Raw genomic sequence first — 13,272 nt, 5'->3', positions numbered from 1 at the left:
GGGACCCGAGCCGCCGCAGGGAGAGTGGTGGCGTGCCCAGGGACAGGACCGGCGTCGTCGTGCGGGCTCCCCGTCACAGTGCCGTCCCGCTCCCGCCCGCGGCGTCCCGCGCAGCCTCCTCGAGCGGCGTCCTCGCCGAGACCGGCCCCGTCGAGCCGACCGCCGTCGCACCCTCGCACCGCCGGCCGATGGGCGACTCCGGCCACGACCTCTTCCCCTTCGTGCTCGACGCGGCGGCCCTCGGCCGCGACGACGGTGCCGCGCTGCTCGAGCGCTACGCGGCGTGGGGCGGCAACGGCGTCGTCGTCACCGACTCGAGCGTCGCGGAGGGCGTCGGCGGCTGGCCCGCCGGACACCGCGACCGGGACCGCTTCCTCCTGATCGGCCGCTTCGCCGCTCCGGTCGGCGCCCCCGCGACGCCACGTGCGCTGGTGGACCGTGTCGAGGGGGCGCTGCGCCGCCTCCGCACCGATCGCCTCGATGTGCTGGCGGTCCGCCCCGACGGGGCCGGACGCCTCGACGAGCTCCTCAGCGCTGTCGACGTGCTGCTGGCGCGCGGGCTGGTGCGGTCGGTGGTCGCCTCCGGATTCTCCCCGGAGGAGCTGTTCGAGGCGCGCGTCCTGGCCGCCCACGGGCTGCCCCGCCTCGCCGGCGCGGAGGTCCGCTGGAACCTGCTCGAGCGGCCCGGCTCGGAGGGCGACCTCGGCCTCGTCGCCGCCGGCCAGGGACTCGCCCTGCTCGCGACCGTCCCCCTCGCCCACGGGTTCCTCCGCGGCGCCGAGCGCACCCGCCGCGAGCTCGGCCGCCTGCCCGACGGGGCACTCGCCGCCGCCCACCTCGGGCGCCGCGGACGCCGGGTCCTCGCCGTCCTCGACGCGATCGGCGCCGAGCTCTCGGCCGTTCCCGCCGCCGTCGCCCTGGCCTGGCTGCTCGGCCGGCCGCGCCTGACCGCCGCGACGGTCGCCCCGCGCTCGCCCGCCGACGTGGACGCGCTGGTGCGCGCGGTCTCGCTCGAGCTCGACCCCGGACACCTGGCCGCGCTGGAGCGCGCGCGCCGCTGACCGCGCCCGTCCGCGACGCCCCAGGCACCTCTCCCGCCACGGCGCGACAGCCCGGCTCGGGCCGCCGTCGCGGTGGCCTAGGGTGGGCACGATGAACCACGGAGTCGCACTGCCCCTCGACCAGCCGGAGACGTCAGTCCGGGCCGCAGGCGGATCCACGGTCCGCCGCTCCGTCCTCCCGAGCGGTGTCCGCATCCTCAGCGAATCGGTGCCCGGCGCCCGCAGCGCCACGATCGGCTTCTGGGTCGCCGCGGGTTCGCGCGACGAGCGGCCCGGCCGCCCCGCGACCGCGGGCGAGCCCGCCGTGCCCTCCAACGTCGGCTCGACGCACTTCCTCGAGCACCTGCTGTTCAAGGGCACGCAGAAGCGGTCCGCCCTCGACATCGCCGTGTCCTTCGACTCCGTGGGCGGGGAGCACAACGCTCTCACCGCCAAGGAGTACACCTGCTACTACGCCAAGATCCAGGACCGCGACCTCCCGATGGCGGTCGAGGTGATCGCCGACATGGTGACCTCGAGCCTGATCGATCCGGACGAGTTCGAGACCGAGCGCGGGGTCATCCTCGAGGAGCTGGCGATGGCGGACGACGATCCGGCCGACGTGGCGGGCGAGAAGCTGTTCGAGGCCGTGTTCGGCGACCACCCAATGGGCCGCCCGATCGGGGGCACCGCCGCGACCATCGGCGAGGCCACCCGGGACGCGGTCTGGGCGCACTACCGCGCCGCCTACCGCCCGCGAGACGTGGTGATCACCGTCGCCGGCGCCGTCGACCACGAGGCGCTCGTCGCGCTGCTCCAGCGGGTCCTCGTCGCCGACGGCTGGGACCTCGGCACGGCGGCCCCGCCCGTCGAGCGGCGCGTCGGCGGCCGTGCGTCCTACACCCGCGGCAGCGCCCTGTCGGTGGTGCACCGCCCCACCGAGCAGGCGAACCTGCTGGTCGGCTTCCCCGGTCTCGCCGCGGGCGACGAGCGGCGGATGACGATGGGCGTCCTCAACTCGATCCTCGGCGGCGGCATGTCCTCGCGGCTGTTCCAGGAGGTACGCGAGAAGCGCGGCCTGGCCTACTCCGTCTACTCCTTCGCCCCGTCCTACTCGGACGCGGGCCTCTTCGGGCTCTACGCCGCGTGCACCCCGGCGAAGGCGGGGACGGTCGCCGAGCTCCTGCTCACCGAGTTCCACCGCCTCGCCGAGGACGGCGTCACCGACGACGAGCTCGCCCGCGCCCGCGGCCAGCTCTCGGGAGCGGCGGCGCTCGCGCTGGAGGACTCCGACACCCGGATGTCGCGCCTCGGACGCGCCGAGCTGACCTTCGGCGAGTTCGTCGACCTCGACGAGAGCCTGCGCCGACTCGCCCTCGTCGGCGCGGAGGACGTCCAGGCACTCGCGGCAGACTTGGCCCGGGGGCCGTCGTCGATCTCGGCCGTCGGCGCGGTCGACGAGTCGGCCTTCGCCGGGATCGCCGGGATCGAGAGCGCCTCCGCGATCTGATCCGATCGTCGAACGCCCGCTGACCGCGCACCGCCGCGCCGCACCAGGGAGGACCCCGTGTCCCACTACATCTACCTCGTCCGCCACGGCGAGCAGCAGGACGCCGAGCACGGCATGCCGGACGGCCCGCTCTCGGCCCGTGGCGAGCGCCAGGCGAGGCTCATCGCCGAGCGGCTCGGCGGAGTCCCCTTCACCGGAGCGTGGCACTCGCCGCTGCGCCGGGCCGAGGAGACGGCCGCGCGCTTCCAGACGCTCCTGCCGAGCCTGCCGCTCCAGCCGTCCTCGCTGCTGTTCGACTGCATCCCCTCGGGGCCGACCCCGGACATGCCCAAGGCTTTCGAGCCCTTCTTCGGCAGCGTCACCGCGGCCGAGATCGAGGCGGGGCACGCGCAGATGCAGGACGCGGTGGCCGAGTTCCTGGCGCCGTCGCGCGAGGACCGCCACGACCTCCTCATCACCCACAACTTCGTGATCGGCTGGTTCGTCCGCCACGTGTTCGACGCTCCCGACTGGCGGTGGCTGGGCCTCAACCAGGCCAACTGCGGACTGACGATCATCCGCGTCCGCTCCCGCAAGCCGCCGGTGCTCGTCGTGCACAACGACCTCTCGCACCTGCCCGTGGAGCTGCGCACCGGCCTGCCCGAGGCCCAGCCGTACTGAGCCGCGGGCTACGCTGAGTCGGTGACTACCTCCGTCGCCGTGGTCGGCGCGTCCGGCCGACTCGGCTCGTTCACCTGCTCGCTCATCGAGGCGTCGAGCGAGTTCTCGCTCGTCGCGCGGCTCGGCTCGCGGAGCGATCCCGCCGAGATGCTCGCGGCCGACGTCGTCGTCGACATGACCGTGCCGGCCGTCAGCCAGCAGATCGTCGACTTCGCCGTGGCCAACGGGAGGAAGGTGCTCGTCGGCACCTCCGGCTGGACGGGCGACCGGATCGCGGCCCTCCGGCGCAGCGTCGCCGAGCAGCCCGAGGCCGGCGTCGTGATCATCCCCAACTTCTCGCTGGGCTCGGTGCTCGCGACCGCGCTGGCCACCGTGGCCGCGCGCTTCTTCGACGCCGCCGAGATCGTCGAGACCCACGGCGCCCGCAAGGTCGACTCGCCCTCCGGGACCGCGGTCCGCACGGCCGAGCTGCTGCTGCGCGCCCGGGCCGAGCTCGGTCCGGTGCAGGCTCCGCACACCGACCAGCGGGCCCGCGGCCAGCAGGTCGCGAGTGTCCCGGTCCACAGCCTCCGCCTGCCCGGAGTGGAGGCGCGCCAGGAGGTCGTCTTCGGCGGCACCGGCGAGACGGTCACCATCCGGCACGACACCACCTCGCAGGCGTCTTACGAGCAGGGCGTCCTGCGTGCTCTCGACGCGGTCCGGACGACCTCGGGCGTGGTAGTGGGCCTCGACGCGCTGATCGACCTGCGCGCCGCCTTCGACGCCGCGCCTCTCGCCGAGCGGCCGGTCGACGAGCAGCCCGTCGTCGACCGGGCTCCGTCCGGCCAGGCCGCCGCAGCGACGAGCACCCCGTGAGGACCCGCGTCGGCGTCGTCCTGATGGCGGTCCTGCTCGCCCTCTACCTGTTCGTCTGCCTGCAGTACTCCGTCGTCGCCTTCGCCGCGGCGACGGTGCCCGGCATCGTGATGGGCGTCGGCCTGCTGATCCTCGGCGCCGTCGGCGTCTGGGGGCTCGTGCGCGAGCTGCTGTTCGGGCTCCGCGCCGAGAAGCTGGCCCGTCGGCTGGAGGGCGAGAACGCGCTGCCGCAGGAGGTCCTCGACTCGCGGGCCAGCGGGCGTCCGCTCCGGGAGGAGGCGGACGCGCTGTTCCCGCGGTACGCGGAGGAGGTCGACAAGCAGCCCGGGAGCTGGCGCGCCTGGTACCGCCTCGGCCTCGCCTACGACGCCAGCGGCGACCGCAAGCGCGCCCGAGGCGCCATCCGCCGGGCCATCGCGCTGGAGCACGAGGCTCCGGCCTGACCGCTCGGCCGCGACCCGAGCGCGGCTCTCCGGGCGAGAACCGCTCGGGCGCCCGGGATCAGGCGAGCACCCAATCCAGCGCCGCGCCGACCGTGCGGTGGCGGAACTCGAAGCCGTCGTCGAGCAGCCGCTGGGGGACCAGGCGCTGGCTCGAGAGCAGGAGCTCGTGCCCGGCGTCGCGCAGCGCGAGCTCGATGATCTTCTCGGGGACGGCCAGCTTGAACGGGCGGTGCAGCTGCTCGGCGAGGGTGCGCATCACGTCGTTCGCGGTCGCCGGCACCGGTCCGGCGAGGTTCACCGGGCCCGAGAGCGAGGACGTGAGCAGGTGGCGGATCGCCGCGGCCTCGTCGTAGAGGCTGATCCAGGGCCAGGCCTGATTGCCGCTGCCGAGGGGTCCGCTGAGACCGAGCTTCGTCAGGGGCAGGAGCGGCTTGAGCGCGCCGCCGTCGCCGAGGACGAGCCCGGTGCGAGCGGTGACCACCCGCGTGGCCTCGGGCGCGAGGTGGGCGGCCTTCTCCCAGCGGTCGACGACATCGGCGAGGAATCCGTCGCCACGCGAGGACTGCTCGGTGAGCTCCTCGCCCGGGCGGTCTCCGTAGTAGCCGACCGCGGAGGCGTTGATCAGCGTCGTCGGCGGGGTCGAGGACATCCGCATCGCGTCGGTGAGGGTCTGCGTGGACTGGATCCGCGAGTCGAGGATCTCCCGCTTGTAGGACGCGGTCCACGGCAGGCGGCTGATCGAGGCGCCGGAGAGGTTGATCACGGCGTCGACGCGGTCGAGCACGCTGAAGTCGAGCATGTGCGAGGTGGGCGCCCAGTGGAACTCGTCCGGGCTCGACGGCGCGTGGCGCACCAGGCGCAGGATCTCGTGCCCCTCGGCGCGCAGCTGGCGGGTCAGCTCGGAGCCGATCATCCCGCTGGCGCCCGAGATCAGGACGCGGAGCCGGGGAGCGGACGCGTCCGGCCGGGCCGACGGCAGCTCGGACGGCGTCGACACGTGCTCGCCCGGCGTGCGCGCGGCGCGCCGCGGCGAGCCGGAGTCCGTGGTCCCGTCGTGGTCGGAGTGCCGTGCGGATGAGTCGCTCATGGTGCCTCCCGGAGCCGGTCGCGGGCCGCCCGCGAAGCGGACCCAGCCTAGAGCCTCACGCCCGGGAGCCGGCCGAGCGCCCGACCAGGCCGGCCCGCGCGAGCACGAGGTAGAGCTCGCAGCCCAGGCAGAGGCCGAACACGGCGTTGAGGAAGGCGGCGAGGAAGGCGACGGCCGCGGCGACCGGAACCGATCCCGGGACGCCGGCGACGTGCAGGAGGACGCCGGCGCCGGTCACCACCAGGCCGATCAGCTGGGCGAAGCGCGGCGGGCGGGCGTCCTCCCACTCGCGCGGCGGTGCCAGGTGCGGCCGGACCACCCGGCGGAACAGCACCGCCCAGGGGCCGGAGCCGACGCCGCGCGCGGCCGACCAGGCGAAGAGGGCGGCGAGCGCGAGCAGCAGGAGGAAGCCGGGCTGGGAGAGCCGGCCGTCGAGGTCGGCCCGGGCCGCGGCCGCGAGCCCGAGGCCCACGGCCGTGAGGAGGAGTGCGGCGGTGACTCCGGCGGCGACCCTCGGGCCGCGGGGATCGACGGTGCCGGACGGGGGAGTGGCGCCGGTGGTGGAGGGGGAGCGGGTGCTCATCATGTCTCCTGGAGTCGGTCGAGCTCGATGGTCAGGGCGGCCCGGGTCGGAGCGCCGCCGACGCGGCTGCGCGGCACTCCGTCTCGATCGAGCAGGAGGAGCGTGGGCGTCTGCCGGACGCGGAAGCGCGCCGCGAGGTCGGGGCGGTGCGTCAGATCGACGTCGAGGTGCGCCAGCCCGGGCCGCTGCTGGGCGAGCTCCCCGAGCATCCGTCGCACTGCAGGGCACCGCGTGCAGACGTCGGTCGAGAACTGCACGACTGTGGCCCGGGTCCCGAGCACTGCGCCGGGGACGAGCTCGCCGGGGTCGATCGCGGGGTCCTGGCGCGAGGGGGCGCTCGCGACGCGCCCGGAGCGGGCCCGATGGACAGCCCCGAGGACGACGCCCAGCACGACGAGGCCGAGCAGTGCGGCGAGGATCGTCACGGGCTCCATCCGGGAAGCGTAGGTCGGCGCGGGCGCTGCGCGGACGACTGTTTCGGGATGTGACGACGGCCGCGGTCGGAGCGTGGTCTAGGTTCGATCCGTGACCGAACAGAGCAGCCTCAGCGCAGACCCGAGTAGTCCCGTCTTCCGCAGCGATGTCGTCGTCGAGCTGGTCCGCGCGAGCGCCCACGACTCCGACGTGCTGTTCGCGGCCCGCGTCTCGACCCAGGGCGAGAAGACGCTCGCCGAGGCGCTCGACGGCGAGGAGTCCGACGCCGAGCTGCAGCGCAAGCGCGACCGCGGCCTGATCAACTACCTCATGCGCGACCGCCACGGCTCGCCGTTCGAGCACAACTCGATGACCTTCTACGTGCAGGCGCCGATCTTCGTCTTCCGCGAGTTCATGCGGCACCGCATCGCCTCCTACAACGAGGAGTCGGGTCGCTACCGCGAGCTCCGTCCGGTCTTCTACGTGCCCGGCCCCCGGCGCAACCTCGTGCAGGTAGGCAAGCCCGGCGCCTACTCCTTCGAGCCCGGCACCGCGGAGCAGGCCGAGCTCGTCGCCGAGGAGACGCGCCGCGTCAGCACGCAGGCCTACGAGTCGTACCGGCGGATGCTCGGCGAGGGCGTCGCCCGCGAGGTCGCCCGGATCGTCCTTCCGCTGAACATCTACTCGTCGATGTACGTCACGCTCAACGCCCGCTCGCTGATGAACTTCCTCTCCCTGCGCACCAAGCGCGAGGACTCGACGTTCCCCTCCTTCCCGCAGCGCGAGATCGAGATGGCGGCCGAGCAGATGGAGACGCACTTCCAGGAGCTGATGCCCCTCACGGCCGCCGCCTTCACAGCGAACGGCCGCGTCGCCCCGTAGCCCGCCGCCCGGCGAGGACGAGCGGGCCGTCCCGCCCGATCGCCTGCTGCCGTCCGCGCGGGCGGCTCCGGGAAGCTCCTCCCGGCGGCGCGGCGGCGACCCGCTACCCTGGCAGCGTGTCAACTCCGGAGAATCCCTTCGGCCAGGTCCTGGTCGCCCTGGTCACCCCGTTCACCGCCGACGGCGAGGTCGACTGGCCCGGTGTCGAGAAGCACATCGACGACTGCATCGCAGCGGGCGCGGACGGCATCGTGGTCACCGGGACCACGGGTGAGACCAGCACCCTGACCGACCCGGAGAAGATCCGCCTCGTCGAGGTCGGCCGCTCGGTCGCCGGGGGCCGCGCGAAGATCATCACGGGAGGCGGCTCGAACGAGACCGCCCACGCCATGCAGCTCGCGCGTCAGAGCGAGAAGGCCGGCGCCGACGGCAACATGATCGTCACCCCGTACTACAACAAGCCCACGCAGGCGGGCGTGCTCACCCACTTCCGGATGATCGCGGATGCGACGGACCTGCCGGTCATCCTTTACGACATCCCCGGCCGCACCGGCGTGCCGATCCGCTACGAGACGATCCTGCGGGCGGCCAAGCACCCGAACATCCTGGCCGTGAAGGACGCGAAGGGCGATCTCTCCGAGGTCAGCCGCGTGCTCAACCAGACCGACCTGATGTACTTCTGCGGCGACGACGCGAACGTGCTCCCCGAGCTCGCCATCGGCGCCACGGGGCTCATCGGCGTCACCGCGAACATCGCCGCCGCGCCGTACCGCACGATCGTCGACGCGGTGAACGCGGGCGACCTCCACGCGGCCACCCGCGCGCACCAGCAGCTCGAGCCGCTCGTGCGCGCCGTGATGACGCACGTCCCCGGGACCGTCGCCGCGAAGTACATCCTGCACGGCCTCGGCCGCATCTCCTCGCCGCGCGTGCGGCTGCCCCTGGTCGGCCCGGAGGAGTCGGAGGCGGCGCTCATCGAGGACGAGCTCGGCCTGGTCCGCGACATCCCGGGCGTCGACTTCCGCAACTTCCGGCCCGACCGCAACGCCGCGGCCGGCGGCGCCCTCCCGAAGGTCGCCGGCACCACCCGCTGAGCCCGAGCGGCACGTCCCGAGAAAGCACCGCTGGAGAAGGAGGGCGCATGCCCGGTCCCGTGATCATCCCCGCCCCGCTCGCTCCGGGAACGCTCCGGATCATCCCCCTCGGCGGCCTCGGCGAGATCGGCCGCAACATGACCGTCTTCGAGATCGACGGCAGGCTCCTGGTCGTCGACTGCGGCGTGCTCTTCCCGGAGGAGGACCAGCCGGGCGTCGACCTGATCCTCCCGGACTTCACGCCCATCCGGGACAGGCTCGACGACATCGTCGGAGTGGTCCTCACCCACGGCCACGAGGACCACATCGGCGCCGTCCCCTACCTGCTCCGCCTGAAGCGCGACATCCCGCTGATCGGCTCCACCCTCACGCTCGCCCTCGTCGAGGCGAAGCTCAAGGAGCACCGGATCACGCCGTACACGCTCACGGTGAAGGAGGGCGACGTCGAGAACCTCGGGCCCTTCGAGCTCGAGTTCGTCGCCGTGAACCACTCGATCCCGGACGCGCTGGCCGTGTCGATCGTCACCGACGCGGGCTCGGTGCTGCACACCGGCGACTTCAAGATGGACCAGCTGCCGCTCGACGGCCGGATCACCGACCTGCGCGCCTTCGCCCGCCTCGGCGAGGAGGGAGTCGACCTGTTCATGGTCGACTCCACCAACGCCGACGTCCCCGGCTTCACGCCGAGCGAGCGCGACATCGGCCCGGTCATCGAGAGCGTCATGGCCAGGGCGACCCGCCGCGTCATCGTCGCGAGCTTCTCCAGCCACGTGCACCGGGTGCAGCAGGTGCTCGACGCGGCCCACGCCACGGGCCGCCGCGTGGCGCTGCTCGGCCGCTCCATGGTCCGCAACATGCGCATCGCCGCGGATCTCGGCTACCTGCACGTCCCTCCGGGAGTCCTGGTCGACATGAAGAAGTCGGGCGACGTCCCCGAGGACAGGATCGTCTACATGTCCACCGGGTCGCAGGGCGAGCCGATGGCCGTCCTCAGCCGGATGGCCAACCTCGATCACCAGATCGAGCCGGGGGAGGGCGACACCGTGATCCTCGCCTCCAGTCTCATCCCCGGCAACGAGAACGCGGTGTACCGGGTCATCAACGGGCTCACGCGGCTCGGAGCGACCGTCGTGCACAAGGGCAACGCGAAGGTGCACGTGTCCGGGCACGCCGCGGCCGGCGAGCTCCTCTACTGCTACAACATCCTCAAGCCGCTGAACGTGATGCCGGTGCACGGCGAGTACCGGCACCTGGTCGCGAACGCGCAGCTCGCGCGTGAGACCGGGATCGCGGAGGAGAACACGATCATCGCCGAGGACGGCACCGTGATCGACCTGCTCGACGGCAGGGCGACCGTCGTCGGACGGCTCGATCTGGGGTTCGTCTACGTCGACGGATCGTCGGTGGGCGAGATCACCGACGCCGACCTCAAGGACCGGCGGATCCTCGGCGAGGAGGGCTTCATCTCGATCATCGTGGTGGTCGAGGCGGGCACGGGGCGGATCGTCGTCGGCCCCGAGATCCACGCGAAGGGCTTCGCGGAGGACGACAGCGTCTTCGACGAGGTCAAGCCGCGGATCGCGGCCGCGCTCGAGGAGGCGGTGCGGAACGGGGCGAGCGATCAGCACGCGCTCTCGCAGGCCGTCCGTCGCGTCGTCGGCCGCTGGGTCAACACCTCCTACCGCCGCCGGCCCATGATCGTGCCGCTCGTCATCGAGGCCTGAGCCTCCCGGCCGGCGGCGGATCGGCGCCTGCCGTCGCGGCGCGGGTCACCGGCCCTGACGGGGGCGGCAGGTACGGTGGCCTCATGGCGACCAGTACCAAGACGACCTCGCGCGGGCGCGGCAGCGCGACTCCGCGCTCCGGCGCGCCGCGATCCGGCCGGGGCTCGGGCAAGGCGGCCGCCGAGACGAAGACGGTGGCCTTCGAGTCCGCCCCGCGCACCAACCCCGCCGTGCGGCTCTGGATGGCGCTGGCCCACCTCGCGGGCGGCGCAGCGCGCGCCCTCGGTCCCGAGCGGCTGGCGAAGGAGGAGCGCCGCGACGGCGTCCCCTTCCTGCTGCTGCTGCTGGCCGTCGCGGGCGCGGTCGTCGAGTGGTTCCTCGCGACCGACCCGGTCGCCCTGGTGCTCGACGCGTGGAGCTTCGGCGGCTTCTTCGGCCGGGTCGCCTACGTGCTGCCGGTCGTCCTTCTCCTCTTCTCCCTCTGGCTCTTCCGGCACCCCCGGTCCGTCGACGACAACGGGCGGATCGGCGTGGGCGTCATCACGCTGCTCGTCGCCTCCGCCGGCATCTGCCACGCGCACCTCGGCCTGCCGCAGCCCGGCCAGGGAATCGAGACCATGGCGGCAGCGGGAGGCGTCCTCGGCTGGCTGGTAGGCGCTCCGCTCGCGGCGATCGCCACCGTCCCCGGCGCGACCGTGCTGCTGTCGCTCGTGATCCTGCTGTCGCTGTTCATCATCACCAAGACGCCGCCGAACCGCATCGGCGCGCGCTCGCGGGAGCTCTACGGCTACCTCTTCGGCGCCCCCGTTCTCGACGACGAGGAGCGCGCCCGCCTCAAGGCCGAGCGGGCCGCCGCCAAGGCCGCGGCGAAGGCGGAGGCCGAGCAGGAGGAGGACGCGCAGCAGGACGGCGGAGAGCTGCCCTGGTGGCGGCGCACCGAGTCCGGGCGCGAGGACGAGCCGACCGTGCAGACCGAGCTCCCGATCGACTCCTTCACCGAGGTGCTCGAGGGCACCGCGCCCGCCCGCGGCCGCGCGAAGGGCTTCGACACCGCGCTCGAGGAGCGCGACGACGAGGCCCACCCGCCGACCCGCTCCTACGCCACCGAGGTGCTGGCGGAGGCCGAGACCGCCGAGGCCGCGCTCGCCCGCTTCGAGCAGACGGGCGCTCCCCGCGGCGCGACCGGAGTGGTCGACGACGACGCGACCGAGGTCATCCGGCTCGACCGCCTCGACGTGGCGCCCGCCGTCCCGATCCCGCCCGTCATCGAGACCGGCCCGATCGCGCCCCTCGCCGAGGAGGATCCGACTACCGGCTTCGACTCCTCGTTCGAGGACGACGCGCCGTACCGCCTCCCCTCGGCGGCCGCCCTCTCGACGGGCACGCCCTCCAAGGCGCGCTCGGCGGCCAACGACGAGATGGTCCGCGCCATCACCGAGGTGCTGCAGCAGTTCAACGTGGACGCGACGGTCACCGGCTTCTCCCGCGGCCCGACCGTCACCCGCTACGAGATCGAGCTCGGCCCCGGCGTCAAGGTCGAGCGCGTCACCGCGCTCAGCAAGAACCTCTCCTACGCCGTCGCCAGCAACGAGGTCCGGATCCTCTCCCCGATCCCGGGCAAGAGCGCGATCGGCGTCGAGATCCCCAACACGGACCGCGAGATCGTCTCGCTGGGCGACGTCCTCCGCTCGCCGGCCTCGACGACGTCCACGCACCCGATGACCATCGGCGTCGGCAAGGACGTCGAGGGCGGCTACGTCGTGGCGAACCTCGCCAAGATGCCGCACCTCCTGGTCGCCGGCTCCACCGGCTCCGGCAAGTCCAGCTTCGTCAACTCGATGATCACGAGCCTGCTCATGCGCGCGCGTCCGCAGGACGTGCGCATGGTCCTGATCGACCCCAAGCGCGTGGAGCTCACCATCTACGGCGGAGTGCCGCACCTGATCACTCCGATCATCACGAACCCCAAGAAGGCCGCCGAGGCGCTGCAGTGGGTCGTGAAGGAGATGGACATGCGCTACGACGACCTCGCGTCGTTCGGGTTCCGCCACATCGACGACTTCAACGCGGCCGTCCGCGCGGTCGAGATCAAGCTCCCCGCGGGCAGCAGCCGCGTCCTCAAGCCGTACCCGTACCTCCTCGTGGTGGTCGACGAGCTCGCCGACCTGATGATGGTCGCCCCGCGCGACGTCGAGGACTCGATCGTGCGCATCACCCAGCTCGCGCGCGCCTCGGGCATCCACCTCGTGCTGGCCACGCAGCGGCCGAGCGTCGACGTGGTGACCGGCCTCATCAAGGCGAACGTGCCCAGCCGCCTCGCCTTCGCGGTGACCAGCGTGACGGACTCGCGGGTCATCCTCGACCAGCCGGGAGCCGACAAGCTCATCGGGCAGGGCGACGGCCTCTTCCTCCCCATGGGCACCAACAAGCCGATGCGCGTCCAGGGCGCCTGGGTCCGCGAGGACGAGATCGCGAAGGTCGTCGAGCACGTCACCCGTCAGGCGCAGCCCGAGTACCGCCAGGACATCACCGTGCAGGCGCAGCGCAAGGAGATCGACTCCGACATCGGGGACGACCTCGAGCTGCTGGTCGCGGCGGCCGAGCTCGTCGTCAGCACGCAGTTCGGCTCGACCTCGATGCTGCAGCGCAAGCTCCGCGTCGGCTTCGCCAAGGCCGGCCGGCTGATGGACCTGCTCGAGTCGCGCGAGGTCGTCGGCCCCTCCGAGGGGTCGAAGGCTCGCGACGTGCTGGTCACCGCCGAGCAGCTGCCGGGCGTCCTCGCGCGGATGCGCGGCGAGGACCCGGGCGAGGGGCCGGCCGCGCCGTCCTCGGTCGCCCCGGACCCGTACGCGGATCCGCTGGCCGAGCCGACCGGGCCCGCCGCCACCGACTACCACGACGACGACGAGGGGTCCGGCGAGGACGCCTGGACGCTGACGGGACGCGAGTGACCGTCCCGGTCGCCCGCACTGCGAGGAAC

At 73.2% G+C, this 13,272-nt stretch carries 12 protein-coding genes; 9 read left to right on the top strand and 3 right to left on the bottom strand.

Annotated features, from left to right (window positions below; genetic code table 11):
• Positions 1–32: 32 nt before the first annotated feature.
• The 5 genes from C5D04_RS03415 (at position 33) to C5D04_RS03395 (ending at position 4,508) form a co-directional block, all read left to right on the top strand.
• Entirely contained in the window at positions 33–1,061 is a 1,029-nt protein-coding gene (locus tag C5D04_RS03415) for an aldo/keto reductase (protein ID WP_146078453.1), read from the top strand.
• 91 nt (positions 1,062–1,152) lie between these two features.
• Entirely contained in the window at positions 1,153–2,550 is a 1,398-nt protein-coding gene (locus C5D04_RS03410) for a pitrilysin family protein (RefSeq protein ID WP_104295211.1), read from the top strand.
• A 57-nt stretch (positions 2,551–2,607) separates the two neighbouring features.
• Positions 2,608–3,210 carry a histidine phosphatase family protein gene (locus tag C5D04_RS03405; protein WP_104224462.1) on the top strand — a complete coding sequence of 201 codons (603 nt, stop codon included), beginning with the start codon at positions 2,608–2,610 and terminating at the stop codon, positions 3,208–3,210.
• A gap of 21 nt (positions 3,211–3,231) precedes the next feature.
• Complete coding sequence (dapB, locus tag C5D04_RS03400) at positions 3,232–4,065, top strand: 4-hydroxy-tetrahydrodipicolinate reductase (protein ID WP_104295172.1); 834 nt, start codon at positions 3,232–3,234, stop codon at positions 4,063–4,065.
• Positions 4,062–4,508 carry a tetratricopeptide repeat protein gene (locus tag C5D04_RS03395; RefSeq protein ID WP_104295171.1) on the top strand — a complete coding sequence of 149 codons (447 nt, stop codon included), beginning with the start codon at positions 4,062–4,064 and terminating at the stop codon, positions 4,506–4,508. The genes dapB and C5D04_RS03395 overlap by 4 nt, the downstream gene beginning before the upstream one ends.
• 58 nt (positions 4,509–4,566) lie before the next feature.
• On the opposite strand, the gene C5D04_RS03390 is transcribed toward C5D04_RS03395, so the two are convergent.
• Genes C5D04_RS03390 through C5D04_RS03380 form a run of 3 tightly spaced genes read right to left on the bottom strand, consistent with a single transcriptional unit; the run spans position 4,567 to position 6,612 of the window.
• On the bottom strand, positions 4,567–5,595 hold the full coding sequence (locus C5D04_RS03390) for a TIGR01777 family oxidoreductase (protein ID WP_104295170.1): 1,029 nt from the start codon (positions 5,593–5,595) through the stop codon (positions 4,567–4,569).
• A gap of 55 nt (positions 5,596–5,650) precedes the next feature.
• Positions 5,651–6,178 carry a DUF4395 domain-containing protein gene (locus C5D04_RS03385; protein WP_104233265.1) on the bottom strand — a complete coding sequence of 176 codons (528 nt, stop codon included), beginning with the start codon at positions 6,176–6,178 and terminating at the stop codon, positions 5,651–5,653.
• Positions 6,178–6,612 carry a thioredoxin family protein gene (locus tag C5D04_RS03380; RefSeq protein ID WP_104233266.1) on the bottom strand — a complete coding sequence of 145 codons (435 nt, stop codon included), beginning with the start codon at positions 6,610–6,612 and terminating at the stop codon, positions 6,178–6,180. The genes C5D04_RS03385 and C5D04_RS03380 overlap by 1 nt, the downstream gene beginning before the upstream one ends.
• Before the next feature lie 91 nt (positions 6,613–6,703).
• Between C5D04_RS03380 and thyX the strand changes: the two genes are divergently transcribed.
• The 4 genes from thyX (at position 6,704) to C5D04_RS03360 (ending at position 13,243) form a co-directional block, all read left to right on the top strand.
• Positions 6,704–7,474: an FAD-dependent thymidylate synthase gene (gene thyX, locus C5D04_RS03375; RefSeq protein ID WP_104226301.1), complete on the top strand. Its 771-nt coding sequence runs from the start codon at positions 6,704–6,706 to the stop codon at positions 7,472–7,474.
• Positions 7,475–7,590: 116 nt separating this feature from the next.
• The gene (dapA, locus tag C5D04_RS03370; protein ID WP_104224469.1) at positions 7,591–8,568 is read left to right on the top strand and encodes a 4-hydroxy-tetrahydrodipicolinate synthase; all 978 of its coding nucleotides are present in this window, start codon (positions 7,591–7,593) and stop codon (positions 8,566–8,568) included.
• A 47-nt stretch (positions 8,569–8,615) separates the two neighbouring features.
• A complete protein-coding gene (locus C5D04_RS03365) occupies positions 8,616–10,292 on the top strand; it encodes a ribonuclease J (protein ID WP_104224470.1) in 1,677 nt (558 codons plus the stop codon).
• A gap of 83 nt (positions 10,293–10,375) precedes the next feature.
• Positions 10,376–13,243, top strand: coding sequence for a DNA translocase FtsK (locus C5D04_RS03360; protein ID WP_104347236.1), 2,868 nt, complete (start codon positions 10,376–10,378; stop codon positions 13,241–13,243).
• Positions 13,244–13,272: the final 29 nt, after the last annotated feature.

The sequence above is a fragment of the Rathayibacter sp. AY1D2 genome, assembly GCF_002932695.1.
Classification (GTDB): domain Bacteria; phylum Actinomycetota; class Actinomycetes; order Actinomycetales; family Microbacteriaceae; genus Rathayibacter.
Note: the sequence above shows the minus strand (reverse complement) of the source record. Positions and strands in the feature narration are given on the sequence as shown.